30 protein-coding genes are annotated in these 24,785 nt (G+C 34.0%); 27 read left to right on the top strand and 3 right to left on the bottom strand.

Annotated elements, in window-relative coordinates; all coding sequences use genetic code 11:
• Window positions 1-18 precede the first annotated feature (18 nt).
• A complete protein-coding gene (gene cdd, locus FOL89_RS11295) occupies window positions 19-501 on the bottom strand; it encodes a cytidine deaminase (protein ID WP_144282907.1) in 483 nt (160 codons plus the stop codon).
• Between the two features lie 106 nt (window positions 502-607).
• Between cdd and namA the strand changes: the two genes are divergently transcribed.
• The 7 genes from namA (at window position 608) to FOL89_RS11330 (ending at window position 4,614) form a co-directional block, all read left to right on the top strand.
• On the top strand, window positions 608-1,657 hold the full coding sequence (namA, locus tag FOL89_RS11300) for an NADPH dehydrogenase NamA (RefSeq protein WP_144282908.1): 1,050 nt from the start codon (window positions 608-610) through the stop codon (window positions 1,655-1,657).
• 27 nt (window positions 1,658-1,684) lie between these two features.
• Window positions 1,685-1,972 carry a DUF2752 domain-containing protein gene (locus FOL89_RS11305; protein ID WP_144282909.1) on the top strand — a complete coding sequence of 96 codons (288 nt, stop codon included), beginning with the start codon at window positions 1,685-1,687 and terminating at the stop codon, window positions 1,970-1,972.
• Between the two features lie 24 nt (window positions 1,973-1,996).
• On the top strand, window positions 1,997-2,329 hold the full coding sequence (locus FOL89_RS11310; RefSeq protein WP_144282910.1) for a CCC motif membrane protein: 333 nt from the start codon (window positions 1,997-1,999) through the stop codon (window positions 2,327-2,329).
• Window positions 2,330-2,479: 150 nt separating this feature from the next.
• Window positions 2,480-2,863, top strand: coding sequence for a DoxX family protein (locus FOL89_RS11315; RefSeq protein ID WP_144282911.1), 384 nt, complete (start codon window positions 2,480-2,482; stop codon window positions 2,861-2,863).
• Between the two features lie 107 nt (window positions 2,864-2,970).
• Window positions 2,971-3,303, top strand: a complete 333-nt coding sequence (locus FOL89_RS11320) for a hypothetical protein (RefSeq protein ID WP_144282912.1) — start codon at window positions 2,971-2,973, stop codon at window positions 3,301-3,303.
• Window positions 3,293-3,592 carry a type II toxin-antitoxin system RelE/ParE family toxin gene (locus tag FOL89_RS11325; RefSeq protein ID WP_144282913.1) on the top strand — a complete coding sequence of 100 codons (300 nt, stop codon included), beginning with the start codon at window positions 3,293-3,295 and terminating at the stop codon, window positions 3,590-3,592. Before FOL89_RS11320 ends, FOL89_RS11325 begins: the two co-directional genes overlap by 11 nt.
• A gap of 14 nt (window positions 3,593-3,606) precedes the next feature.
• Window positions 3,607-4,614, top strand: a complete 1,008-nt coding sequence (locus tag FOL89_RS11330) for a cytochrome-c peroxidase (RefSeq protein ID WP_144282914.1) — start codon at window positions 3,607-3,609, stop codon at window positions 4,612-4,614.
• 19 nt (window positions 4,615-4,633) lie between these two features.
• Here FOL89_RS11330 and FOL89_RS11335 read toward each other — a convergent pair whose 3' ends face one another.
• Window positions 4,634-5,941 (bottom strand): DEAD/DEAH box helicase, encoded by a 1,308-nt coding sequence (locus FOL89_RS11335; RefSeq protein WP_144282915.1) that lies wholly within the window; start codon window positions 5,939-5,941, stop codon window positions 4,634-4,636.
• A 78-nt stretch (window positions 5,942-6,019) separates the two neighbouring features.
• Between FOL89_RS11335 and FOL89_RS11340 the strand changes: the two genes are divergently transcribed.
• A complete protein-coding gene (locus tag FOL89_RS11340; protein ID WP_144282916.1) occupies window positions 6,020-6,442 on the top strand; it encodes a PaaI family thioesterase in 423 nt (140 codons plus the stop codon).
• A gap of 50 nt (window positions 6,443-6,492) precedes the next feature.
• Window positions 6,493-6,834 carry a phage holin family protein gene (locus FOL89_RS11345; protein ID WP_144282917.1) on the top strand — a complete coding sequence of 114 codons (342 nt, stop codon included), beginning with the start codon at window positions 6,493-6,495 and terminating at the stop codon, window positions 6,832-6,834.
• Window positions 6,835-6,912: 78 nt separating this feature from the next.
• Here the strand turns inward: FOL89_RS11345 and FOL89_RS11350 are convergent, their stop codons facing one another.
• Window positions 6,913-9,132, bottom strand: coding sequence for an NADP-dependent isocitrate dehydrogenase (locus FOL89_RS11350; RefSeq protein WP_144282918.1), 2,220 nt, complete (start codon window positions 9,130-9,132; stop codon window positions 6,913-6,915).
• Window positions 9,133-9,299: 167 nt separating this feature from the next.
• On the opposite strand from FOL89_RS11350, the gene tpx reads away from it, so the two are divergent.
• From tpx to FOL89_RS11440, 18 genes are all read left to right on the top strand, one after another.
• Entirely contained in the window at window positions 9,300-9,797 is a 498-nt protein-coding gene (gene tpx / locus FOL89_RS11355) for a thiol peroxidase (protein WP_144282919.1), read from the top strand.
• Window positions 9,798-10,345: 548 nt separating this feature from the next.
• Window positions 10,346-12,358 (top strand): adenylate/guanylate cyclase domain-containing protein, encoded by a 2,013-nt coding sequence (locus FOL89_RS11360; protein WP_185146970.1) that lies wholly within the window; start codon window positions 10,346-10,348, stop codon window positions 12,356-12,358.
• A gap of 117 nt (window positions 12,359-12,475) precedes the next feature.
• Window positions 12,476-13,060: an HD domain-containing protein gene (locus FOL89_RS11365; protein ID WP_144282921.1), complete on the top strand. Its 585-nt coding sequence runs from the start codon at window positions 12,476-12,478 to the stop codon at window positions 13,058-13,060.
• A gap of 8 nt (window positions 13,061-13,068) precedes the next feature.
• Window positions 13,069-13,950, top strand: a complete 882-nt coding sequence (locus tag FOL89_RS11370) for a YitT family protein (protein ID WP_144282922.1) — start codon at window positions 13,069-13,071, stop codon at window positions 13,948-13,950.
• A gap of 164 nt (window positions 13,951-14,114) precedes the next feature.
• Window positions 14,115-15,326: a DUF763 domain-containing protein gene (locus FOL89_RS11375; RefSeq protein WP_144282923.1), complete on the top strand. Its 1,212-nt coding sequence runs from the start codon at window positions 14,115-14,117 to the stop codon at window positions 15,324-15,326.
• Window positions 15,327-15,554: 228 nt separating this feature from the next.
• Window positions 15,555-16,145, top strand: coding sequence for a Crp/Fnr family transcriptional regulator (locus FOL89_RS11380; protein ID WP_144282924.1), 591 nt, complete (start codon window positions 15,555-15,557; stop codon window positions 16,143-16,145).
• Between the two features lie 111 nt (window positions 16,146-16,256).
• Window positions 16,257-16,628, top strand: a complete 372-nt coding sequence (locus FOL89_RS11385; protein ID WP_144282925.1) for a DoxX family membrane protein — start codon at window positions 16,257-16,259, stop codon at window positions 16,626-16,628.
• Window positions 16,629-16,639: 11 nt separating this feature from the next.
• On the top strand, window positions 16,640-17,164 hold the full coding sequence (locus FOL89_RS11390; protein ID WP_144282926.1) for a DinB family protein: 525 nt from the start codon (window positions 16,640-16,642) through the stop codon (window positions 17,162-17,164).
• Window positions 17,165-17,229: 65 nt separating this feature from the next.
• Window positions 17,230-17,661, top strand: a complete 432-nt coding sequence (locus FOL89_RS11395) for a VOC family protein (protein WP_144282927.1) — start codon at window positions 17,230-17,232, stop codon at window positions 17,659-17,661.
• A gap of 155 nt (window positions 17,662-17,816) precedes the next feature.
• Window positions 17,817-18,230, top strand: a complete 414-nt coding sequence (locus FOL89_RS11400; protein WP_144282928.1) for an SRPBCC family protein — start codon at window positions 17,817-17,819, stop codon at window positions 18,228-18,230.
• A 32-nt stretch (window positions 18,231-18,262) separates the two neighbouring features.
• Window positions 18,263-18,496 carry a helix-hairpin-helix domain-containing protein gene (locus FOL89_RS11405; protein WP_228444902.1) on the top strand — a complete coding sequence of 78 codons (234 nt, stop codon included), beginning with the start codon at window positions 18,263-18,265 and terminating at the stop codon, window positions 18,494-18,496.
• Window positions 18,497-18,566: 70 nt separating this feature from the next.
• Complete coding sequence (locus FOL89_RS11410; protein WP_144282930.1) at window positions 18,567-19,433, top strand: VOC family protein; 867 nt, start codon at window positions 18,567-18,569, stop codon at window positions 19,431-19,433.
• A 121-nt stretch (window positions 19,434-19,554) separates the two neighbouring features.
• A complete protein-coding gene (locus tag FOL89_RS11415; protein WP_144282931.1) occupies window positions 19,555-20,388 on the top strand; it encodes an SDR family oxidoreductase in 834 nt (277 codons plus the stop codon).
• A 30-nt stretch (window positions 20,389-20,418) separates the two neighbouring features.
• Complete coding sequence (locus FOL89_RS11420) at window positions 20,419-20,847, top strand: SRPBCC domain-containing protein (protein ID WP_144282932.1); 429 nt, start codon at window positions 20,419-20,421, stop codon at window positions 20,845-20,847.
• 24 nt (window positions 20,848-20,871) lie between these two features.
• A complete protein-coding gene (locus FOL89_RS11425; protein WP_144282933.1) occupies window positions 20,872-21,315 on the top strand; it encodes an SRPBCC family protein in 444 nt (147 codons plus the stop codon).
• A gap of 90 nt (window positions 21,316-21,405) precedes the next feature.
• Window positions 21,406-21,861 carry a DoxX family protein gene (locus FOL89_RS11430; RefSeq protein WP_144282934.1) on the top strand — a complete coding sequence of 152 codons (456 nt, stop codon included), beginning with the start codon at window positions 21,406-21,408 and terminating at the stop codon, window positions 21,859-21,861.
• Window positions 21,862-21,981: 120 nt separating this feature from the next.
• Complete coding sequence (purB, locus tag FOL89_RS11435) at window positions 21,982-23,409, top strand: adenylosuccinate lyase (RefSeq protein ID WP_144282935.1); 1,428 nt, start codon at window positions 21,982-21,984, stop codon at window positions 23,407-23,409.
• Between the two features lie 40 nt (window positions 23,410-23,449).
• Complete coding sequence (locus FOL89_RS11440; RefSeq protein WP_144282936.1) at window positions 23,450-24,775, top strand: glycosyltransferase family 39 protein; 1,326 nt, start codon at window positions 23,450-23,452, stop codon at window positions 24,773-24,775.
• Window positions 24,776-24,785 lie beyond the last annotated feature (10 nt).

Here is a 24,785-nt window from a genome sequence, read left to right on the forward strand (position 1 = left end):
TTAAAAATATCTGGTTATTTACAAAAAAGTAGAATCAAAATAAAAGGGAAGAAGATCCTTAATAGATGAAACTTTGATGATATCCTCATTCAGATTCGCAAAATACAATTCAATATTTTGATTCTGTTTGGTTTCATATTCCATAATACTCTGTCTGCAAGCTCCACAAGGAGGAATTGGCGGATTTTTTTTCGAGAACTCTTTGGGACCGCCTACAATAAATATTTTCTTAATTTTCTGATCAGGAAAATTGGCTCCAACCCAAAAAATTGCTGTTCTTTCTGCACATAAACCCGAGGGAAAAGCTGCGTTTTCCTGATTGTTGCCTGAAAAAATTTCACCATTATCAAGAAGAACTGCACAGCCGACAAAAAAATCAGAATAAGGAGCATAAGCATTCTTTCGTGCGATTTTTGCCCGTTCGAAAAGTTTTTGCTCAGTTTCTGTAAGTTCAATTCCGCTTTTATACTGTTCGTACTTTATTGCTATGTTTTTTTTCATAATGTATTTAAAAAGGGGCGTAAATGTAAACTATTTTAATGACTTGAGCAATAAACCTTTCTCAATCTATTTTTTGTATTTTTAATGTTTTAAAAAAATAAGTTTAATGTTATATTCTCCAATAAAATTCAGAAATGTAGAGCTGAAAAACCGATGGGTAATGTCGCCCATGTGCATGTATTCGTGTGAAAACGGATTAGCAAATGATTTTCATTTTGTACACTATGGAAGCAGAGCTCAAGGCGGAACAGGACTTTTGATTGTTGAAGCAACCGGTGTAGAACCACGAGGCAGAATTACAAATCACTGTATGGGAATTTGGAATGACGAACAGGCTGAAAAATTAAAGAAAATTGTACAATTCGTACATCAGCATTCGGAAAGCAAAATAGGTATTCAGCTCGCTCATGCCGGAAGGAAGGCCTCAACTTGGAATAATGTTCAGATATCACTTGAAGATGGCTGGGAAACCTTAGCTCCAAGTGCAATTCCTTATCAGCATGGGGAGAGAATTCCTCATGAGCTGACTATTGAAGAAATAAAACAACAAGTTCAGAATTTTAAAGAAGCGGCAAGAAGATCTGTAAAAGCAGGCTTCGATGTGATTGAAATTCATGCAGCACACGGCTATCTTATCCATCAGTTTTTGTCACCACTATCCAATATCAGAAATGATGAGTATGGCGGAAGTTTTGAAAACAGAATCAGGTTTCTGATTGAAATTGTGGATGCAGTGAACGAAGAGCTGAATGAGAATGTTGCACTTTTCGTAAGAATTTCGGGAACAGAATATGCTGAAAATGGCTGGAATATTGATGACAGCGTAAAGCTTGCACAGGTTTTAAAAAATCACGAAGTAGATTTGATAGATGTTTCCAGTGGAGGAAATATTCATGGAGCTAAAATTTCTGTATTTGAAGGATATCAGGTTCCTTTTTCTTCAGCTGTAAAAAATCAGGCAAATGTGCAGACAGGAGCAGTAGGATTGATTACGACAAGTAAGCAGGCAGAAGAAATTCTTCAGAATGGGGAAGCAGATCTTATTTTTGTGGCAAGAGAGATACTAAGAAATCCTTATCTTGCCGTTCATGGATCATTTGAAATGAAGGAAGATTGTTTCTTTCCGCATCAGTATTTACGTGCAAAAATTTCTTAGATTTGTGAAATAGATAATTAACAGACGATGCACATAGAAGATTTTATGCTTCCTTGCCCAAGCAAAAAATTTTTAGGAATAGAATGCTTTGGTTGTGGTACACAGAGAGCGATTGTTTTGGTATTTCAGGGAGAGTTTTCGGAAGCTTTTCAGATGTATCCTGCAGTATATACTCTTCTGATGTTTTTTGCATTTGCAGCTCTCAATTTTTTAGATAAAAAAAGGAATTACGGACAGATATTGATATTTTTAGCTATAATTAATGCAGTCATTATGGTTTTTTCTTATTTTTATAAACATTTCTTCAACTTTTAAACTATAAACATTAAAAATTATATTATGAATCAACAAAAATTACCCAATGCTACAGCCGTATTTGTTCTAGGAATTGTTTCTATTCTGGGGTGTTGCTGCTATGGAGTTTTAGGACTTATTGCAGGTATTGTAGGTCTTGTGCTTTACAAGAAAGACATTGCACTGTATAATGCCAATCCGTCTCTTTATTCTGATTACAGCAATCTGAATACGGGTAGAATCTTATGTATCATCGGTTTGATATTAAGCGCTCTTTATTTAATAATCAACATCATTTTTATTGCTGTGTTCGGTTTTGAAGCACTTTCTGATCAGGAACTGATGCAGGAAAAAATGAGAGAGCTTTTAGGACAATAAGATATTATAGATAAATAAAATCGCTGCTTTATTCTAAATAAAGCAGTTTTTTTTGAGTAATCGACCATTTTCTTTAGTCATTGTTAAATTGAATTTATACTTATTTTTCTTTTTGGAATAATTATTGGCTTTTTTCTTAAAAATCATATTATGAATTCAAACACCATTAAAACAATCGCAAAATATGGATTAGGTGCAATGTTGATTACCGCAGGAATCGGACATCTGACTTTTGCAAGAAAAGAATTTCAGGCACAGGTTCCGGAATGGGTTCCGCTTGAAAAAGATGATACTGTTGTTTATTCGGGAATTGTAGAAATTGCGATGGGAACAGCCATTATTGCAGCGCCCAAAAAATATGAATCTCTCGTAGGAAAAATTGCTGCAGGATTGTTTACGGCGGTTTTTCCCGGAAATTATACCCAATATAAAGAAAGAAGAAATGCTTTCGGACTTGATTCTGATCATAAAAGATTAGCCAGACTTTTTATGCAGCCACTTCTTTTGCTTTGGGCAGTGAAATCTACGGATTAATTAATTTAAATTAATATATTGACCTGTTTTACAACAGGTTTTTTTATGATTGATATATGAAATTGATTATATTTGTATCAGTATTTTATATTAAAGTAAATAAGATTATGATAGCTGAAATTGAAAAATTTATTGAAATACAAAATAATATAGAGGAGATTTTAAAGAAATCTCCTTTTAAAATGTCTTATATTATTGAAAAATCAGGAATTAAAAAGCCGACATTTTTTAAAAAGCTAAAAGAGAAAAGATTTACTCCTGAAGAACTTTTAATCATTTCAAAAACTATTGAACCCATCTGGAAAAACGAAACTAAAGAAGAGATTCTTGAGTCACTAAAAAAAAGTGAAGAAGATTTTCAAAATGGTAGAGTTCATGATTACAAGGAAGTAATGGAAATGACAAGATTACGTTTGGAAAACTATAAAAATGGAAATTAATTTTTCTGACGAATCTCTTTCTGATTTAAGAAATATTGAAGAATATCTTCTTAAAAAATGGAATATCAGCGTTTTTGAAAATTTTCTAATAAAATTAGATGAAGTTATTGATATTATTGCTGAAGGTAATGTAATCTTCCAAAATTATGAAAATACTAAATATCATAAAATTTTAATAACAAAACATAATACTTTGATCTATATTGTTGAAGACAATGTTTTAAAAATAATTAAAATTCTCCAAAATTATCAGGATCCATCAGAAAACTATGAATCCATTAAAGATTAAAAACTTTTTTAATTGTGCACTTAAAATTTAAACCGATTATTTTTGTTATCCTGTTTGTCCTGATGGGATTTTATGGTATTCAGGATATTAAACTAATATATCCGTCTTATTTTCCTAAGCCGGTTTATAGTTTTAAGAAAAATCCGCTCAAGAGTTCTACGATAGAGTTGGGAAGAAAGCTTTTTTATGATCCAGTTTTATCACGGAATAATACTATTTCCTGCTCTTCCTGTCATAATTCTGCACAGGCATTTTCCCACGCAGGAAATCATTTGAGTAAAGGCATTGAAGATGGAATAGGAGAGAGGAATTCACCGGCGATCTTTAATCTGGCATGGCAAAAAACTTTCATGTGGGACGGAGTGGTGACCAATATTGATGTGCAGGCTTTAGCTCCGATCAATCATCCTAAAGAAATGGGAGAAGACATCAATGCGGTAGTCAGAAGACTGAATAAATCAAAAGAATATAAAACGCTTTTTTACAAAAGCTTCGGTGACAGCATTGCAACAGCAGCACGTGCTATGAAAGCACTTTCGCAGTTTCAGCTCACCTTTGTTTCAGCTGACTCCAAATATGATAAAGTAAAACAGAAAAAAGCTCAGTTTAGCCAATCTGAGCAGGCTGGTTACAAGCTTTATAAATCAAACTGCAGCTCATGTCATACAGAGCCGCTTTTTTCAACCTATAATTTTGCCAACAACGGGCTTCCTATTGATCCGACACTTAATGATTACGGAAGGTGGAATAAGACGATGGAACCGAAATATAAACAGATGTTTAAAATCCCGAGTCTTAGAAACCTTGCTTTTACTTATCCTTATATGCATGACGGAAGGTTTAAAACTCTGGATGAAGTTCTGGATCATTACGAAAAAGGAATCGAAAAATCTCCTACTTTATCAGCTCAGCTTCAAAAACCAATTATTTTTAGTGCAAAGGAGAGGGCTGATCTTCTGCAATTTTTGGCGGCTTTGAATGATTCTGCATTTATTTCAAATGCGGCGTATCAGAAAAGATAGATAAATCAGTTAAATATGATTAATAAGCAATTTCCATTTTTACCTTTTTATTTTTGAGTCTTTCGGTGCTTAGCTTTTTCAATAATGAATTAACTTTACTTCGGGAAACAGCAACATAAGAAGTCGTGTCTTTTACTTCAATTAATCCGACATCATCTTTCTGAAGTTCTCCTTTTTTCATCAGAAAACCTACAATATCTACTTTATTGACTTTATCTTTTTTTCCTGCACTGATATAAATCGTCTGGAACGGAGTTTTTTCCGGAACTTTGGAAAATTCTTTTACGTCTTCAACCGGAATATCGTTTTTGATGAAAGGAAAATTCTCTTCTTCCGTCATAATAAGATAGACAAAACCTTTGGCATTCATTCTTGCAGTTCTTCCGTTTCTGTGAATAAAAGCATATTCTTTGGGCGGAAGCTGATAATGAACGATAGATTCCACTTCAGGAACATCCAGCCCTCTTGCTGCCAAATCTGTTGTAATTAAAACTTTTGCGGAATCGTTTCTGAATTTGAGTAAAGCACGTTCTCTTTCATCCTGTTCCATCCCGCCGTGAAAAGTTTCACGGTCAATGCCTTTATCTTTTAAAAGCTCGGAAATACGGTCAACAGCTTCTCTGTGATTACAGAAAATAAGCGTTCTTTTGTTGCCGATTTTACAAATCAGATGAAATAAAGTATCCAGTTTTTCTTCTGAAATGGTCATTACTTTTCTCAGTTGAATATCGGGTTTATTTTCTCCCAGTTTCAGGAAATCAACCAATTTTTCATTCTGAAGTCCTGTAAATTTTGGAATTTCATTCATCGCTGTGGCGGAAGTCAGGATTCTTTGGGATAAACCTTTTAAATTTCCGATAATATATTCCATATCTTCCTGAAAGCCCAATTCCAAAGCTTTGTCAAATTCATCCAAAACTAAAGTTGTAATGGTAGAAGCATCAAAATTTCTATTTTGAAGATGGTATTTTATTCTTCCCGGTGTTCCGATAAGTACAGCAGGAGCTTCAGTCAGATTATTGATTTCAATTTTTTTATCGTGTCCTCCGTAGCAGACAGAAACTTTGAAGTCTGTTCCCATTGTTTTGAAAACCTGCTCAATCTGCAACGCCAATTCTCTTGCCGGAACCAATATCAAAGTCTGAATTCCTCTTGATTCTTTTTTAAGATTTCTAAAAACCGGTAACAGAAATGCCAGTGTTTTTCCAGAACCTGTCGGAGATAATAAAATAACATCCGTATTGTTTTCTGTTGCTTTGAATGCAGATTTCTGCATCTGATTCATCTCCTGAATTTTGAGATTCTGATAAATTGACTGTAATTCCATGCTGCAAAGGTAAGCGAAAGATTTTTACTGTAAATTGAATAAATTTAAAGAAATTTGCTAAGAATTAAAGCTTAAAAAATGTCTCCCGAAAAAAGAAAGCTCATTACCGACAGTTTCAACCGTTCCGAAACATTAAAATTCTACAAAGCAGAATTACTGGAAGCTGAAACCGATTTTATTTCCATCAAAATTCCGAAAATGGAACTTATGACCAGAAAGGCAGGAATGTTCAACGGTGCCATGATTGCTTCTCTGGTGGATGTTTCTTCCGGTTACGCAGCAGTAAGTCATTACGAAGAAGATTGCTACGTTGTGACGGTTGAGCTTAAAGTTAATTATTTGCGTCCTGCAATGGGCGATGCTTTGGTTTCAAAATCTTATGTTGTAAAAGGAGGTTCTAAAATCAGTGTGATCAGAACTGAAATTTATACTATTCAGGACAATAATGACCATGAAAGTCATGTGGCTACTTCTTTGGTAACGATGATGAAAATTAAATAGCAGCTGTAATTAAAAAGTTTTTTATAATTTTAATAAATAAATTTTAATATATGAATCTTATTATTCGTTTGCTGATTACCGCAATAGTTGCATTTTTTCTTACGAAACTTTTGCCTGGCGTTCACTTTCAGAGCTTTTCGGCGGCAGTTATTTTCGCAGTTGTGCTGGGAATTTTAAATTTGATTGTAAAGCCTATTCTGAGTCTTTTCAGTCTTCCGCTTACGATCATTACATTAGGCTTTTTTGCATTGGTCATTAATGCAATTATTGTTCTTATCGCAGATTATTTTATAGACAGCATGAATGTTGACGGATTTTGGTGGGCTTTTATATTCAGTATTGTTTTATCAGTCATTACTTCTCTGGCAAATTCCATGTTTTCAGAAGATTAATGATCGTAATTCTTCAATGGATTAAAAACAAAAAAGTTCGGCAATTTTGCCGAACTTTTCCTTTATATGTAATAAGAATTAAATTCCGTCAATGATTTCATTCAGAACAGTACTTGGTCTCATGGCTGCATAAGTTTTGTAAGTGTCTGTCTTATAATAACCATCAATTTCCTGCGGTTTACCTTGAGCGCCAATCAATTCAGCATTGATCACTTCTTCATTTTCCTTCATTGTCTCTGCAATCGGAGCAAATTGTTTAGCCAGTTCAGCATCAGAAGTCTGATTTGCTAACGCTTCAGCCCAATACATTGCTAAATAGAAGTGAGAACCCCTGTTATCAATCTGTCCCACTTTTCTTGCCGGAGATTTATCTGTCGCTAAAAACTTAGCGTTTGCTTCATCTAAAGCATCAGCTAAAACCTGAGATTTTGTATTTCCCTGAGTTTGTGCCAAATGTTCCAAAGAAGCCTGTAAAGCAAGGAATTCTCCCAAAGAATCCCATCTTAAATAACCTTCTTCGATGAATTGTTCAACGTGTTTTGGAGCAGAACCACCCGCACCGGTTTCAAATAAACCGCCACCATTCATTAATGGGACGATAGAAAGCATTTTAGCAGAAGTTCCAAGCTCAAGAATTGGAAAAAGATCAGTAAGATAATCTCTCAATACATTTCCTGAAACAGAAATCGTATCTTTTCCTTCTCTTGCTCTTTTTAAAGTTTCGGTCATGGCATCTTTTACGTCAAGGATTTTGATGTCAAGTCCGTTTGTATCATGATCAGCTAAATATTTTTCAACTTTTTTGATCATTTCTCTGTCGTGAGCTCTTCCTTTATCTAGCCAGAAAATTGCCGGAGTATCAGAAAGTCTTGCTCTGTTTACCGCTAATTTTACCCAGTCCTGAATTGGAGCATCTTTTGTCTGGCACATTCTGAAAATATCTCCTTTTTCTACTTTCTGAGAAAGAAGAACGTTTCCGTTTTCGTCCTGAACCTCAATTGTTCCGTCAGCTGATGCCTGAAAGGTTTTATCGTGAGAACCGTATTCTTCAGCTTTTTGAGCCATTAAACCAACATTCGGAACAGAACCCATTGTGGTAGGATCCAGTTTTCCGTGAGCTTTCATGTCATCAATGACAGCCTGATAAAAACCTGCATAAGAACGATCCGGAATGATGCATACGGTATCTTCTTCGTTTCCGTCTTTGTTCCACATTTTACCTCCACCTCTTACCAAGGCTGCCATAGAAGCATCAACAATAATATCGGAAGGAACATGGAAGTTGGTAATTCCTTTATCTGAATTTACCATTGCTACTCTTGGTCCGTTGGCTAGTGCAGCTTCAATATCACTTTTAATATTGGCTTCCTTCTCATTTCCTTTGATTTTTTCAAAAAGATCAGCAAGACCGTTATTTGGATTGATATCTAAAGATTTGAAAGTATCTGCATATTTAGCAAAAACATCTTTGAAGAAAGTCTCAACAATAGCCCCGAAAATAATCGGGTCAGAGATTTTCATCATCGTAGCTTTAAGGTGGGCAGAAAGAAGTATGTTTCTGTTTTTAGCTTCTTCTATAGCTTGCTCTACAAAAGCTTTCAAAGCGTTTAAGCTCATTACGGAAGAATCAATGACTTCGCCTTTCAGAAGATTGGCAAAATCTTTTAACACTGTTTCAGAGCCTTCATTTCCTTTAAAAACAATTTTAAATTTTGTTGCGTTTTCTACTGTTGTTGAAGTTTCGGTTCCGTAGAAATCTCCGCTTTCCATGTGAGCAACATCAGTCTTGCTGTCTGAAGCCCAGTTGCCCATTCTGTGCGGGTTTGCTTTTGCGTAGTTTTTAACGGCTTTTGGAGCACGTCTGTCAGAATTTCCTTCTCTTAACACAGGATTTACAGCACTTCCTAGAACTTTGGCATATTTTGCTTTGATGGCTTTTTCCTCTTCATTTTTTGGTTCTGCCGGATAATTGGGAACTGCAAAACCTTTAGACTGCAATTCTGCGATTGCTTCATCTAACTGAGGTGCAGATGCAGAAATATTGGGCAGTTTGATAATATTTGCATCAGGTTGAGTAGCCAATTGACCCAGTTCAGCCAAAGCATCACCAATCTTTTGATCCTCTTTCAAAAACTCCGGGAAGTTGGCAAGGATTCTTCCTGCCAAAGAAATATCAGGAACGGCAATCTCAATATTTGCAGATTTTGTAAACGCTTTTACAATCGGTAAAAACGAGTGTGTTGCCAACATTGGAGCCTCATCCGTAAGTGTGTAATAGATTTTTGATTTTTCTGACATTATACTGTTCGTTTATTGTTTGAAATTTAAGATTCACAAATTTAGTTAAAATTTAATTTTTTTACTTTAATAATCAATGAGATTTTATACTTTAAGAATTATTTAACCTTTAATTCAAACGAAAACATCTGAATTTTGAATAAATTTGAGAAAATAAAAAATAAATTATGTCAAAAATTACCTTGAAAGGAAACGAAGTAAATACTATAGGAAATCTTCCTGAAGTTGGTTTTACAATAAGAGACTTCGCTTTAGTAGATGCAGGTCTGAATGTAAAGACTCTTGAAAATTTTGAAGGAAAGAAAAAAGTATTCAATATTTTCCCAAGTATTGATACGCCTACCTGTGCATCTTCTGCAAGAAAGTTTAACGAGCAGGCTTCTGCATTAGACAATACGGTAGTCATTAATGTTTCTAAAGATCTGCCTTTCGCATTGGGAAGATTTTGTGCTGCCGAAGGCTTAAATAATGTGGAAACATTGTCAGATTTCAGAAGCAGTTTTGGAGATGATTATGAAGTAACAATTACCGATTCTCCTATGAAAGGACTTCTAAGCCGTGCCGTGATCGTGACGGATGAAAATAATAAGGTAATCTATACTGAGCAGGTTTCGGAAATTGCTGACGAGCCAAATTATGAGGCAGCTCTGAATGCTTTAAAATAATGAAATTATTTCTCATGAAATTGAATCATTCTGTTATTTAATAGAATGATTTTTTTATTTTTGTACCTAAACACAATAACTCATAATTAGAAAAATAAGTTTGTAATCATTTGTTTTTCTGTTTTTAAGGAAACATGTTTCTTCAAACGTAGGAATCTATTGAGATTCTGATTTTGAAAGAGAAATTGTTTTAGGTAAAACTGATGATCACAGAATTCCGGGTTATAATGGTCAGCATACGAAAAATGCCCTCAATGCAAATTTGAAAAATCTTTCATATATTCAACAAAGAAAAAAGATAACCCGAATGCTTTGGATATCACATTAGTAATTTATTCCGTATCTACGAGTGTAGAAAATTTGCTTACGATATTTGGGGCGAAAGGTAAATAGGGCTGTAAGAATAAAAACTGAATACTTGTGAGATAATGTATAACTTAATAGAAGGTGATTTTCTTTTGAATATTGAGCAAGATAGAAATCAACGGTAAAGACGCAATGGATACATGTTTTGTAACTTAGACTACTTAAATTTAATTGATAAAATTTTGAAAAAAAATATACTTTTTACATCTTTACTTTTCGCATTTACAGTATTGCAGAACTTTTGTTTTGCCCAAAATTCTTTTGAAAAGCCAAAAGTTTTTACTGAGAAGGAAATTAAAGATGGAGTATCCATTGAAGAAGCAAGTAAATTTATTGCAGGTGATAATCCTGCTTTTGCTTTAAAGGACTTTAACGATTCTGCTTGGGAATATAAAAAATTTACTTCTAAAAATGTTTATAATAAAGATCGGGTTTATTGGGTTCGGTACTATTTTAAGATAGATTCTTTAATAATAAATAAACCATTATGTCTGGATATAAAACAGCTTGGTGCCAGCGAAATTTACCTTAATGGAGAAAAAATAGAAACTATTGGCAAAATTGGGGCAGAGAACTCAAGAAAATTTAAAATAAGAAACAATATTCCGGAGTTATTTACATTTGATAACACCGAGGTCAATGTTTTAGCAATCAGATTTTTGCCTATCATAAAATCTAAGAAATCGAAGACGATTAATTACAGTCCTGTAGCTTTAGATGTAAATTTGATTTCCGCTAATAAATTTTTGCAAGATAAAGTGGAAATGGTACAGGGATTCAACTTTATAACAATGTTGATTTGTGGTATTTTTTCGGCATTAGGTTTCATTCATTTGCTTTTATTTTTATTTTACAGAAAAGCAATTTACAATTTGTATTTTTCAGTGTATAACCTTTCTATAGGCTTGCTTAGCTACATGGTTCTTTCGTTTTACGATATGACAGATCCGTCATATATAAATACATATACTTTCTTTTCTTTCCTTTCCATATTGGCTTTTGGAGCATCACTCACAGGCTTTGTTAACACTTTATTTGGGAGAAGTAAAATCAGATTAAAAGTTTTATTAATCATTGCCGCTTTTCTTTTGCTTCTATATTATTTCAGTGCAAGTGCTGCCATAAGTGGTGTTTTATTTTATATATTTTTCGTTTGGTTCGAGTCATTTTATCTTACTGTACGAGCCATGATACGAAGAGAAAAATCTGCATTCATCGTAGGTGGAGGAATTCTTACCTTCTTCGCTATTATTATTCTTGCCATCATTATTAATATTTTAGATTCATTAAATATTTCTACTCCTAAAATGCTTTCTGAAGATACGTTCGGAACTGTTGTTTTAATTTTGATACTTGTAAGCTTTCCTATTTCTATCTCTGCTTATCTGGGATGGCAGTTTGCCTCAACCAATTTAAGCTTAGTAAAGCAGTTGGATGAGGTCAAAAGACTTTCCGATATCAATTTAAAGCAGGAACAGGAAAAACAGCAGATTCTTCAGGATCAAAATGATTTGCTTGAAAATCAAGTTGATGAACGTACTTTTGAACTGCAGAAAGAGAAACAGAAAACAGAAGATTTACTGCTTAATATTCTACCGCATGAAGTAGCTGAAGAATTGAAAGAAAACGGAAGCTCAAAAGCAAAGTATTATGATGAGGTTACTGTTTTATTTACTGATTTTGTTAATTTTACCCAAAGTTCAGAGAAAATGGGTGCCGAAAAAATGTTGGTTGAGCTCAATGAATGTTTTACCGCCTTTGATATGATTATGGAAAAACATGGCTTGGAAAAAATTAAAACCATAGGTGACGCTTATTTAGCGGTTTGCGGATTGCCGATTAAAAACGAAAATCACGCCTATCAGACAGTTTTAGTAGCTTTTGATATCATTAAGTTTATTGAAGAGAGAAAGAAAACCAATCCGGATGTTTTAGATATAAGAATAGGCATTAATTCAGGTTCTCTGATTGCAGGAATTGTGGGGGTAAAAAAATTCGCTTATGATATTTGGGGAGACACCGTAAATACTGCCGCAAGAATGGAACAGAATAGTGAAAAAGGGAAAATAAATATATCAGAATCAACGTATCAATTGGTAAAAGAAAAAATAAACTGCGAATACAGAGGGAAAATCCACACCAAAGGAAAAGGCGATATGGATATGTATTTTGCAATTGAAATTGATAAAAATTGATCGTCAATTGTTTTCCTTAGCTCATTGAAAAGCCTTTGCGAAATAAAAATATACAGAATAATATTCAAAGAAATCTTTACGTTTAAATAAATAAAAAAAATATTTTCTATTTTAAATATGGAATACGGCAAATTAAAAAAAATCATCATCAATAGACTCAGGGAAAATCTTCCTGAGCATCTTTCTTACCACAGCGTAATGCATGTGAAAGACGTAATTGATTCTGTAGAAAAAATTGCAAAAGCAGAGGGCGTTAATGAAGAAGATCTGCTTTTACTGAAAACAGCTGCTTTATTTCATGACACCGGGTTTTTGTTCGGATCTAAAAATCACGAAGAAAAATCGTGCGAAATTGCCGAAGAATATCTCTCAGATTATGGTTATTCTCAGGCACAAACAGACAAAATAAAAGGAATGATCATGGCGACAAAAATTCCGCAGACACCACACAATCATCTGGAGCAGATTTTAGCTGATGCAGATTTGGATTATTTGGGCAGAAATGATTTCTTTGTGATCGGAGATAAATTATTTGAAGAGCTTTCAATGTTTGGGATTGTCAATTCTGAACGGGACTGGAACCTGTTACAGGAAAAATTCCTGGAAAGTCATCATTATTTTACAGAAACAGCTATCAGTACAAGGAAAGAAAAAAAACAGGAAAACCTGGATATTATTAAAACAAAACTAAAAAACAACTAATCATTTTTATGAGCTCAGCCAAAACTAAACATGGTCCGCTGTTTACTTTATCGGATATTATTTATCTCTTTCTGGGAGTGATTTCTGCAAGTTTTGCTTTAAAATCTTTTCTTGTTCCCAACCATTTTCTGGATGGTGGAGTGACAGGAATTTCACTACTATTATACGAAGTGTATGACTGGAATGTGGGTGTGGTTTTATTGGTTTTAAACATTCCATTTATTATTCTTGCTTATTTTCAGATCGGAAAACATTTTGCAATACGCAGCAGTCTTACGATTCTACTGATTGCTATTAGCATATACTTCGTACCTTTTCCAGAACTTACACATGACAAGCTTTTGGTTGCCATGTTTGGCGGATTTTTTCTAGGAATCGGGATCGGACTTTCCATGAGAGGTGGCGGAACTTTCGATGGGATGGAAGTTCTGGCTTTATTGACATTCAAAAAAAGCAGTTTTAGCATCACAGAAATTATTTTGGGAATGAATATTATTATTTTTATCATTGCCGCCGTATTTTTAAAAGTGGAAACTGCTTTGTATGCCATTATGACTTATCTTGTCGCAAGTCAGATAACCAAATATGTCATTGAAGGAATTGAAGCTTATACCGGAGTAACGATTGTTTCAGGAAACAGCGAAGAAATCAAAAAAGCTTTGGTTTTAACGATGAATAAAGGAATTACGGTTTACAGAGGTGAAAGAGGGTTTATGAAAGAATCTTTTGAGCAGAGTCAGAATGCCGATATTATTTTTACTATTGTCACAAGACTGGAGGTACGAAAATTACAGAACATTGTTCGTTCCATTGATCCGAAAGCTTTCATTTTTACACAAACTGTAAGGGAACCTCAAGGCGGAATTGTAAAGGAAATTGTTAAGCATTAGAGCTTAAATTCTACTTAATTTCAAGCGCAGCAAAACAAAATTTTTGCCTCTTTTTCTTTAAGTTTGAAGATATTAAAATACATTTGAGCTTTAAAAAAATCTCAAAGCCTTATGAATTTCGTTCATAAGGCTTTAACTTTGTAGATCCAACAACCAACAATGCAATGAAACGCTCCGGAACCGCTACATTACCTCTTCACTATGGCAAAGTACCACCTTGGCTGTATGAGCGCATGTCGATTCTCGGGCTTTCAATTGTAGAAGTCATTCTTGCGGATTACGGAAAGAACGAAATTCTCAAAAGGCTCGCAGATCCGTTTTGGTTTCAGAGTTTTGGTGCGGTGATGGGTATGGATTGGCATTCCTCAGGAATTACAACTTCTGTGATGGGCGCTTTGAAGCGAAGTATCAATCCTAACTCTAAAGAACTTGGGATTTATATTTGTGGTGGTAAAGGACGATTTTCAAAAGAAACGCCCAATGAACTTTTAGTAATTGCCGATAAAACCGGACTGAATGGAAGTGAATTGGTTCGTGCAAGTAAATTATCTGCAAAAGTTGATAATACGGCAATTCAGGATGGTTATCAGCTGTATCTTCATAATTTCATTTTGTCGGATGAAGGGAGCTGGTCGGTTGTTCAGCAGGGAATGAATGATTCAGACGGAACAGCAAGACGTTATCATTGGCATTCAGAAAACATGGAATCTTTTGTTGACGAGCCTCACAAAGGAATTCAGGGAATCAATCGTGGGAATATTCTTAATCTTACCGCCAGCGAAGCTCAGGAAAACCGTAAAGGGATTTTGGAGATTTCGCATACCAATTCAGAAAAAATAATGCGGGATTTTGCCAATCTCATTTTGCCTGCTCACCACGATGTTCGTGCTTCAGAGGTAGATTTGAAAAAACTGGGAACACTTTTGTATATGACCAGAGAAAATCACCCTGAAAATTTCGAAGAATTATTATTGCTAAAAGGAGTTGGTCACAGAACTTTACAAAGTCTTGCCTTGGTAAGTGAAGTTATTCATGGTGCTCCTTCAAGATTCAGAGATCCGGCGAGATTTTCTTTTGCACACGGAGGAAAGGATGGTCATCCGTTCCCGGTTCCTATTACCGTTTATGATGAAACAATTTCAATTTTACAAAAAGGAATTGAAAAATCAAAGCTGGGAAATTCGGATAAATTAAAGTCTGTAAATCATTTGCACAAAATAATTTCTGATGCTGAGAAAAATTTCACTCCGGATTTTGATATTAATGATTTAATTGAAGAAGAAAGGCAAAACTCATGGCGTTTTGGTGGTAAAACTGTGTTTGGTGATGCTGAAAAACCTTCTGACCCAAAACCGATTCAGCTTTCTTTGTTTTAATTTATTCTGATATTGAAATCTTTCATTTAATAATAAACTCTCATATAATTGAAAGGTCTCCAATTCTCAATATGAATATTTCTTTTTATTCTCACTAAGGATCCTCCTAAATATAAAGTTTTAAACTGAATAAATTGACCTGTCAGAACTTTTTACTATTTTGTTGAATGATTACTTTACCAAGTGAAATAAAAATTTTATTTTTAAAGCTTTTAAAAACATTCACTGATGAGGAATAAAGCCCTAGAAATCTGCTATGATTTCCCGTTTTTCTTAGAAGAAGAGCTTGAAGAGATCTTTCAGGCGCATCAAAAAGTAAGTTTTCATAAAGGAGATTTTATTTTACAGGAAGGAAAAACAGCCAACGAGTATTATATTCTGGAAAAAGGTTTAGCTCGTTCTTTTGTAAATGATTTCAACGGAAACGAAGTAACAATCAGCTTTTTTGCAGAAAACGAAATTATTATTGAGGTTTCATCACTATTTCAAAGAATTCCGACTCAGGAAAATATCATTTGCATTACAGACTGCGAATGCTGGAAATTTGATTTTGACAGTTTTCAGGAACTTTTTCATAAAATTCCTAATCTCAGAGAATGGGGCAGAGCGTGGATGTCGCAGCAGCTTTTCATCGGGAAACAGCGCTCCGTTGAGATGTTTACGCTTTCAGCTACCAAACGCTATCTCAATCTTTTAAACCAAAAACCTCAGGTTATTCAGTTTGCTCCTCTGAAGCAGATCGCTTCTTATCTTGGCATTACAGATACTTCTTTAAGCAGAATCCGAAAAGAATTGGTTTCTCATCCCACAAAAAACTAAAACTTGTCTTATGGCAAGTTATTTTTTTGGATTAAACTCTAAATTTGATTCAATAAAATACGATTCCTCATAAAATTTTTTATCAATTCAAATAAATTAATTTATATAACCATGAAAATAGTTAAAACAATTGTATTCGTCATTTTTGGTTTGATGTTTATCAATGCTGGTTTAGATAAATTTTTGCATTATATGCCGGTTCCGCCAATGCCTGAAGAACTTCAGAAAATTAATGAAGCAATGACATCTCTCAAATGGATGATCCCATTAGTAGGTTTTATAGAATTGCTCAGTGGGGTTCTGATTCTATTTCCTAAAACAAGAGCATTGGGCGCAGTAATGATTTTTCCGGTAATGATTGGTATTATTTGTCATAATGCGACTTTTATGCCTGAAGGATTAATAATTTCAGGAATCTTCTTTTTAATTAATATTTGGATTCTTATTGATAATAAAGACAAAATTAAAACACTAATTAATTAACCGTTAATTTTATGGATACATCAAAATCACCAAAATTGAATATCATCATTCCTGCATTTCGTGGTCACAGTCAGAATTTTCTGATGGTTCTTAATGGAATTTCAGAAGAGGATGCATTGAAAAGAGTGGAAGGAAAAACCAATCACATCATTTGGATGGCTGGAAATTTTCTTGATATGCGTTATGCAATGGGGAGTGTACTTGGTTTAAATGAAGAGTTTGAATTTAAAGACTTATTCTTTCAAGGCAAAGCTTTGGATGAAAATGTAGACTATCCGACATTGGAACAGCTTAAAAGTAGTTTTCATAAGATATCTCCGTTAGTTTACAAAAAGTTATTAGAAGTTCCGGATGAAGATTTAGATAAAGCTTTTCCGATGGGAATGAACATTGATTTTTTTCCTGAAACAATACTCAGTTTTATAGGAATGTGTATAGGACGAGAAGATTATCTCTGTGGACAAATCGGGTTAATGCGCAGAATTTTAGGATATGAAGGAATGAAATATGATTTTGATGAAAATATGAAATATTAAAACAAACCATAACTATAAATACTGCTGGTATTGAATAAAAATGTTAACATTTAAAAATAAAAATCATGGCTAAATTAAACCCTTACTTAAATTTTGATGGAAAAGCGGAAGAAGCTTTCAATTTTTACAAATCTGTTTTCGGCGGCGAGTTTGCAGGAGAAATTCACAAAATGGGAAATGCTCCCGGAACTGAAAATTTATCTGATGAAGAAAAAAACAGAGTGATGCATATTGCACTTCCAATCGGCAATGATCTTTTGATGGCATCGGATATTGTTCCGGCTTTCGGACAGACATTGAATGTAGGAAACAACAATTATGTTTCTGTTTTTCCGGAATCCAGAGAAGAAGCAGAGTTGCTTTTTAAAGGTCTTTCTGAAGGCGGAAATATAGAAATGCCTCTTGAAGATCAGTTTTGGGGAGATTATTTCGGGAGTTTTCAGGATAAATACGGAGTGCATTGGATGATTAATTATAACGAAGAATACACAAAATAGTCCTACCTTTATTAAATTATACTGCGTTGGAAGCGTGAATGTAACTGTTACTTTCTATTTTTACAATTCTCTGTAATTAATTCTAATAAAAAAACATGAGTTAATAATTACAATAGGATGTGTGGAAAACGTAAATTCAAATAAAAAATAATATTATGGAACCTATAAAAATAGAGATTACTATTTTAGCTCCCGTTGAAAAAGTCTGGAATTATTATAATGATCCGCAGCATATCAAGCAGTGGAATTTTGCACACGAATCATGGGAATGTCCAAGTTCAGAAAACGATCTTCGTGTGGGAGGAAAGTTTAAACACAGAATGGAAGCAAAAGATAAAAGTTTCGGATTTGATTTTGAAGGAACTTATGACGAAGTTGTTTTGAATCAAAGAATTAAATATCATCTTGAAGATGGAAGAAAGGTTGACATCATTTTCGATGAAGTTGATAACAATACAACAAATGTTGAGATAACTTTTGATCCTGAAAACCAAAATTCTGCAGAAATGCAGCGGGAAGGTTGGTATTCTATACTGGATAATTTCCACAAGCATGTAGAAAACAATTAGCAATTTCTTCTCACATGATCAATTTGGTAATCATGGCAAAGAGTTTACGACCGTTTTCACAAGCGGGTCAACAGCAACAGGATTTGTTCTTGAAGGGGCTTATCGCAGCTCCTGCAAGACGTGCTTTAGCAAATGAGAAAATAGATTCACTGGAAAAGCTTTCAAGATATTCAGAAAAAGAAATTATGCAGCTTCATGGGTTCGGAAAAAATGCTATGCAAAAACTGAAAGCTCATATGCGCGAAAATCATATCTATTTTAAATAGCTCATACATTTATTTTAATGATGAAATGTTTTTAAAATCATAATAACACTATTTTCAAACTAAAAATAATATGAACAATAATATTTTCCCATGCCTATGGTACGATGGTGATGCGAAAAAATCTGCAGATTTTTACTGTACAATATTTGACGGAAAAATTACTGCAGATACACCTATGGTAATCAATATAGAGCTTTTTGGTCAAAAATTTATGTTGTTGAATGGCGGACCACATTTTACAAAAAATGCTTCGGTTTCATTCATGATTATGTGTCAGACGGAAGATGAGGTTCAGAGATATTGGGATGAGCTGGTTGTTGACGGAATAGTTTTAATGGAAGTAGGTGAGTACCCTTGGAGTAAAAAATATGGCTGGGTTCGTGACAGATTTGGTGTAACATGGCAGATTTATCTGGACGAAAACGAAGATGTGGAGCAGAAAATTATTCCGACATTGATGTTTATCCATCAGAATAATGGCAAAGCGATGAAAGCGATGGAATTTTACACAAAAATTTTTCCTGATTCCAAAATTGGAAATATTCTGAAATATGGAGACGGAGTAGGGAATGAAACTCATGAAATTCCTGAAAATGTGCAGCACGCTCACTTTGAAATAGACGGATATACTTTGTTTTGTATGGATAATTCTTATGACCATCAGTTTGATTTTAATGAAGGAATTTCCATGGTTGTGATGACAGATAATCAGGAGCAGACAGATTATTTCTGGAATAGCTTGATAAGCAATGGAGGCAGAGAAAGTATGTGCGGATGGCTGAAAGACCACTTCGGATTCAGTTGGCAGATTGTTCCTAAAAGATTGATAGAATTGATGAGTGATGCAGATCAGGAGAAAGCGCAAAAAGTAGCAATGGCAATGATGAAAATGCAGAAAATTGTCATTCAGGATTTGGAAGACGCTTACAATTCTTGAATATTTGGATGAAAGCTGGAAGTAATATTAAGTCTGAAAATAACTTCTAAAATCCAACTTCAATCATTGAACTTTTTCGCTTCGGCTTGCTGTTTGATAGTATTCATGAAAAGATTTGCTTATGAAAACACAGAACAAGTCAGATGCTAAGTCAAAAGTTCCAAAGGAAGGTCTTTTCCCTCAAATTATTCGAGAAAATTATAAAGGAAGCGAGAAATTACTCCATAAAAAAGCTCTGATTTCCGGCGGAGACAGCGGAATCGGACAAGCAGTGGCAGTGCATTTTGCCAGAGAAGGAGCAGATGTTGCCATCATTTATAAAGAAAGTGATGACGATGCTAAAGAAACACAAAAACTGGTAGAAAAAGAAGGTCAGAAATGTCTATTGTTAAAAGGAGATATTTCCAAAAAAGCTTTTAGGACTAAGTGTTTGGATAGAATTAAAAATGAATGGAAGACATTGGATATTCTCGTTAACAATGCTGCAATTCAGTTTCCAAAAAGTGATGTTGATCAAATTACCGATGAGCAGATTAAAGAAACTTTTGATGTGAATATACTCTCAATGATCTCTTTTACCCGTGATTGTCTTGAATTAATGAAAAAAGGGGCAAGAATTATCTGTACCACATCTGTTACAGCATACCGAGGGAGCGATCATTTAATTGATTATTCTTCTACAAAAGGGGCAATAGCAACTTTTATACGTTCATTGGCAACCAATATTGCAGAGAAAGGAATTCTGGTAAATGGAATTGCTCCGGGTCCGATCTGGACACCCCTTGTGAAAGAGACGTTTGATGATCTATCTACTTTTGGGAAAGATAATCCTCTAAAAAGAGCAGGACAGCCTTCAGAAGTTGCGCCGGCTTATGTTTTTCTTGCTTCAGAAGATTCCAGTTTTATTACAGGAGAAATTATTCATATCAATGGAGGAGATTTCGTGGGAGGATAATTCAGTTTTTTGTATAAAATATTTATTAAAATGAAAAAATTACACTACCAAATAAAAATAAATGCCGAGCCGGAAAAAGTGTGGACGACTCTTTGGGAAGATATGCATTACAGGCAGTGGAGTTCCGCCTTTTGTAAAGGATCATTCTATCAGGGAACTCTGGATGAAGGATCAACCGTAAAGTTTTTCGATCCCGAAAATAATGGTATGTATAGCCAAGTGATAAAAAATGTTCCCAATCAGGAAATGGTATTTCTTCATCAGGGTGAAATTCATGATGGAATTGAGGTTCCTCAGGATTGGGAAAATGCTACCGAATCGTATGTTTTGCAAGAATTTAATAATGAAACATTTCTGAAAGTGGAAGTGAACTCTTCTGAAGAATTTGAAAAGTTTTTTGAAGAAGCGTTTCCCAAAGCATTACAGAATGTGAAAAACCTTGCCGAAAACCAACTTTGATTTATAATATTTTAAAATAATAATATGGAAACTTTATCGTACGAAATTGTAATCAATGCTTCTAAAGAGAAAGTTTGGGATGTTCTCTGGAGCGATAAAACCTATGGAGAATGGACACAGTTCTTCGGCGCAGGCTCACAAATGAGAACAGACTGGGCGGTAGGAGGAAAAACTTATTTCCTCAATGCTGAAGGAGAAGGAATGGTTTCTACTATTGATAGTCTCGAAAAGCCCGATCAGATTATTTTTAAACATTTGGGAATGGTAGATAAAAACGGAAATGAAGATACCCAAAGTAAAGAAATCATGGAGTGGAGCGGATGTTTTGAAAAATATATTCTCATTGATTATGATGGGAAAACAAAGCTTCATACAGAAGTGCAAACTCATAAACAATGGGAAGACCACATGAATATGGGTTTTACAAAAGGCTTAGAGATGGTGAAGAATCTCGCAGAAAATTTTTAATAAGATCAAAATAAAGGAGGTTTAGTATAACCTCTTTTTATTTATTTTAAAATAATTTTGGAAATTTAAACAGGTAAATTATCATTGTCTATGAAATTATTAAGCATCCTTTTTATAACATTTATTGTAGCGCTTTTAGCCACCAAAATAATTCAGGGAGATTGGAATTTTATATTTTCAGGAAATCTTGGGATGGCAGTTTTTATTATTTTTACAGGATTATCTCACTTTAAATTTCAGAGAGGAATGGCAATGATGATACCTGATTTCATTTCGGCAAAAATGTTTTGGGTTTATTTTACGGGAATTTTAGAAATTGCAGCAGGAATTGGCTTAATGATTCCTTCTTTAAGAATGATGACGGCATTGCTTTTAATTATTTTTCTGATATTGGTATTTGTTGCCAATGTTAATTCTTCTAAAAAAAATATCAATATTTTTAAAGCAGATTTTTCAGGACCGGGAATGGGTTATTTGTATAAAGAGCGGTTACCTATGCAGCTCATTCTCATTGCATGGACTTGGTTCTTCGGAATTTACCTGTGATTAATGCAAAAAAATGATAGATTGTAAAGTCTGATTTTGATAAATTTGAAATCAGACTTTTCAATTTTCAACTCTCGCAGAAAATCTTTATTTTTGCATATCTAAAAGTAAAAGTAAAGAATGAATTCCTACAAAAATCCATTGGAAGAGCGCTACTCCAGTGAAGAAATGTTATTTAACTTCTCACATAATAACAAATTCCAAAATTGGAGAAAGCTTTGGATTGCTCTCGCTGAAATTGAAAAAGACCTGGGTCTTGATATCACGGATGAGCAGATTGCAGAGTTGAAAGCCAATGCTGAAAATATTGATTATGACAAAGCAGCGGAATACGAGAAAAAATTCCGACACGATGTAATGGCTCACGTTCATGCTTATGGTGATGTTGCACCTTCAGCAAAGGGAATCATTCACTTGGGAGCAACTTCGGCATTTGTAGGAGACAATACAGACTTAATTCAGATCCGTGACGGACTTTTAATCTTAAAGAAAAAGTTGGTTAACGTCATGAAAAATCTTGCTGATTTTGCCATTCAGTACAAAGATTTGCCTACTTTAGGTTTCACACATTTTCAACCGGCTCAGTTAACGACTGTCGGAAAAAGAGCGACTCTTTGGTTACAAAGTCTGGTTCTTGACATCGAAGAGCTTGATTTTTTCCTTGAAACTCTACGTTTCAGAGGCGTAAAAGGAACTACCGGAACTGCAGCAAGTTTCCTTGAGCTTTTCAACGGAGACTATTCTAAAGTAAAACATTTAGATAAAGAACTGTCAAAAAGATTCGGTTTCGAAAAAGTTTTCGGCGTTTCCGGACAGACTTACGACAGAAAAATTGATGCGAAAGTCGTGGCTTTATTAGGAAATATTGCTCAATCTGCACATAAATTCACCAATGATTTACGTTTACTTCAAAATTTGAAAGAAATTGAAGAACCATTCGAGAAAAATCAGATCGGTTCATCGGCAATGGCTTACAAGCGTAATCCAATGAGGAGTGAAAGAATCGGAGCATTGGCAAAATATGTGATGTCATTGACGACAAGTTCTGCAATGGTTGCTTCAACACAATGGTTTGAAAGAACATTGGATGATTCTGCAAACAAGAGATTAACGATTCCTCAGGCTTTCTTAGCAGTTGATGCCATTCTATTGATTTGGAACAATATTATGAACGGAATTGTGGTTTATCCGAACAGAGTCAACAAGCACATTATGGAAGAACTTCCTTTCATGGCGACAGAATATATCATCATGGAAGAAGTGAAAGCTGGTGGTGACCGTCAGGAAATCCATGAAGTGATCAGAGTTCACTCAATGGAAGCTTCTAAACAAGTAAAAGAAGAGGGTAAAGAAAACGACCTTATCGAAAGAATCTTAAATGACGATTCTTTAAAACTGGATAAATCAAAATTGAAAGAGGTTCTTGATCCTAAAAACTTTATTGGTTTTGCACCTATTCAAACGGAGGAATTCATTGCTAATGAAGTTCAGCCGATTATTGACACCAACAAAGATTTGATTGGTCTGGAAGCTGATCTTAAAGTATAAATGATATGCAGTCTTCTGGCTGCATATTTTATGAGCCTACATGAAGGATAAAATTAATATTATATTTATTTTTTTTACAGTAGTCATTTCAAGATTACCATTTATCTGGAATAGTCCGGGATTGGATCTTGATAATTGGCTTGTACTTCAGACGGGAAAGAAAATTCACGAGACTGGAATTTACAGAGCATCACGACTTCCGGGTTATCCGATTTCAGAATATTTGGCTTCGTTTTTTGGAAATTCGGCTTGGCTTGTTCTTACTATTTTAAGTGTATTATTCACAGCTTTTTGTTGTGTAACTTTTTACAAAATACTAGAGCATTTTGATGTAAAAGATAAAATTATGGCTGCATTGGCTCTTGGCTTTGTGCAATCTGTTTTTATAGCATCTACAAGCAATATGGAATATCTGTGGAGTCTATTTTTCCTCTTGTCAGGAATATGGCTTATTTTAAAAAGATATATTGTTTGGGCAGGATTATCCCTAGGATTAATGATAAGTACAAGATTTACAAATGTCTTATTGTTATTGCCCATTTTGTACTTTTTGTATTTTAACGTCAAGATTAGATCTTTAAAAGACTATTTTTTGATATTTGGAGTTGCATTATCAACTTTTGCCATAGTTTTTATTCCGGTTTTTAATAAGTATTCATTGAATATTTTCCCGGATGTAGGAGAAAGTACAGTTGATATCAAAAGTATCATAAGTCAGTACACATTGTATATTTATGGTGTTTTAGGACTTTTAGGGCTTTTAATAGGTTTAATTTATATAATTGTCCAAAAAGATTTAGCCAAAAATTTTCAGAAAAGTAAAGAAATTTTGATTTTTTCAGGCTTAATGATTTTGATAACAAGCTTCTTATATTTAAAATTTCCATTTGAAAGTTATTATAATATACCACTTATTCCGTTTGTAATATTAGTTTTGGTGTTTCTGATTCAGAATAAAATGGTAAAGAATATTATATTTTCTTTGTTCATTTTAAGTCCGTTTGCTATCTATGTAAGCTCAAATAAAGTTCAGTTTACAGGAACTGTTTTTGTTAACGAGAAAATGGAAAACGATTTTTTAGATTATACAAAATCAATTCATAATCAGTTTTCAAAAATTAAAAATGATAAAAAATTATTGGTGACAGGCGGTTTTTACAACTGTTATCTATATAATTACCCCAATAATAAAAGAAATATAAAAGTGTACGAAAGACCTACGGTTGATCTTTTAAAATATTATATTTCAGAAGGATATAAAATATATTATCCAATTGCAGTTAAAGAAGAAATTAAAGATTTCCATCAATATGATATTTCAGAATGTGGACAGGGAATCTTAACTGAATTCAATTTTGATCGATAAAAAAGTAAAA

It is taken from the genome of Chryseobacterium echinoideorum, assembly GCF_007474535.1.
GTDB lineage: Bacteria > Bacteroidota > Bacteroidia > Flavobacteriales > Weeksellaceae > Chryseobacterium > Chryseobacterium echinoideorum.

What these genes read in the sequence shown, in the direction of transcription:
- cdd (WP_144282907.1), bottom strand. Translation starts at nt 501, where the DNA reads ATGAAAAAAAACATAGCAATAAAGTACGAACAGTATAAAAGCGGAATT.
- namA (WP_144282908.1), top strand. Translation starts at nt 608, where the DNA reads ATGTTATATTCTCCAATAAAATTCAGAAATGTAGAGCTGAAAAACCGA.
- FOL89_RS11305 (WP_144282909.1), top strand. Translation starts at nt 1,685, where the DNA reads ATGCACATAGAAGATTTTATGCTTCCTTGCCCAAGCAAAAAATTTTTA.
- FOL89_RS11310 (WP_144282910.1), top strand. Translation starts at nt 1,997, where the DNA reads ATGAATCAACAAAAATTACCCAATGCTACAGCCGTATTTGTTCTAGGA.
- FOL89_RS11315 (WP_144282911.1), top strand. Translation starts at nt 2,480, where the DNA reads ATGAATTCAAACACCATTAAAACAATCGCAAAATATGGATTAGGTGCA.
- FOL89_RS11320 (WP_144282912.1), top strand. Translation starts at nt 2,971, where the DNA reads ATGATAGCTGAAATTGAAAAATTTATTGAAATACAAAATAATATAGAG.
- FOL89_RS11325 (WP_144282913.1), top strand. Translation starts at nt 3,293, where the DNA reads ATGGAAATTAATTTTTCTGACGAATCTCTTTCTGATTTAAGAAATATT.
- FOL89_RS11335 (WP_144282915.1), bottom strand. Translation starts at nt 5,941, where the DNA reads ATGGAATTACAGTCAATTTATCAGAATCTCAAAATTCAGGAGATGAAT.
- FOL89_RS11340 (WP_144282916.1), top strand. Translation starts at nt 6,020, where the DNA reads ATGTCTCCCGAAAAAAGAAAGCTCATTACCGACAGTTTCAACCGTTCC.
- FOL89_RS11345 (WP_144282917.1), top strand. Translation starts at nt 6,493, where the DNA reads ATGAATCTTATTATTCGTTTGCTGATTACCGCAATAGTTGCATTTTTT.
- FOL89_RS11350 (WP_144282918.1), bottom strand. Translation starts at nt 9,132, where the DNA reads ATGTCAGAAAAATCAAAAATCTATTACACACTTACGGATGAGGCTCCA.
- tpx (WP_144282919.1), top strand. Translation starts at nt 9,300, where the DNA reads ATGTCAAAAATTACCTTGAAAGGAAACGAAGTAAATACTATAGGAAAT.
- FOL89_RS11365 (WP_144282921.1), top strand. Translation starts at nt 12,476, where the DNA reads ATGGAATACGGCAAATTAAAAAAAATCATCATCAATAGACTCAGGGAA.
- FOL89_RS11370 (WP_144282922.1), top strand. Translation starts at nt 13,069, where the DNA reads ATGAGCTCAGCCAAAACTAAACATGGTCCGCTGTTTACTTTATCGGAT.
- FOL89_RS11375 (WP_144282923.1), top strand. Translation starts at nt 14,115, where the DNA reads ATGAAACGCTCCGGAACCGCTACATTACCTCTTCACTATGGCAAAGTA.
- FOL89_RS11380 (WP_144282924.1), top strand. Translation starts at nt 15,555, where the DNA reads ATGAGGAATAAAGCCCTAGAAATCTGCTATGATTTCCCGTTTTTCTTA.
- FOL89_RS11385 (WP_144282925.1), top strand. Translation starts at nt 16,257, where the DNA reads ATGAAAATAGTTAAAACAATTGTATTCGTCATTTTTGGTTTGATGTTT.
- FOL89_RS11390 (WP_144282926.1), top strand. Translation starts at nt 16,640, where the DNA reads ATGGATACATCAAAATCACCAAAATTGAATATCATCATTCCTGCATTT.
- FOL89_RS11395 (WP_144282927.1), top strand. Translation starts at nt 17,230, where the DNA reads ATGGCTAAATTAAACCCTTACTTAAATTTTGATGGAAAAGCGGAAGAA.
- FOL89_RS11400 (WP_144282928.1), top strand. Translation starts at nt 17,817, where the DNA reads ATGGAACCTATAAAAATAGAGATTACTATTTTAGCTCCCGTTGAAAAA.
- FOL89_RS11405 (WP_228444902.1), top strand. Translation starts at nt 18,263, where the DNA reads ATGGCAAAGAGTTTACGACCGTTTTCACAAGCGGGTCAACAGCAACAG.
- FOL89_RS11410 (WP_144282930.1), top strand. Translation starts at nt 18,567, where the DNA reads ATGAACAATAATATTTTCCCATGCCTATGGTACGATGGTGATGCGAAA.
- FOL89_RS11415 (WP_144282931.1), top strand. Translation starts at nt 19,555, where the DNA reads ATGAAAACACAGAACAAGTCAGATGCTAAGTCAAAAGTTCCAAAGGAA.
- FOL89_RS11420 (WP_144282932.1), top strand. Translation starts at nt 20,419, where the DNA reads ATGAAAAAATTACACTACCAAATAAAAATAAATGCCGAGCCGGAAAAA.
- FOL89_RS11425 (WP_144282933.1), top strand. Translation starts at nt 20,872, where the DNA reads ATGGAAACTTTATCGTACGAAATTGTAATCAATGCTTCTAAAGAGAAA.
- FOL89_RS11430 (WP_144282934.1), top strand. Translation starts at nt 21,406, where the DNA reads ATGAAATTATTAAGCATCCTTTTTATAACATTTATTGTAGCGCTTTTA.
- purB (WP_144282935.1), top strand. Translation starts at nt 21,982, where the DNA reads ATGAATTCCTACAAAAATCCATTGGAAGAGCGCTACTCCAGTGAAGAA.
- FOL89_RS11440 (WP_144282936.1), top strand. Translation starts at nt 23,450, where the DNA reads ATGAAGGATAAAATTAATATTATATTTATTTTTTTTACAGTAGTCATT.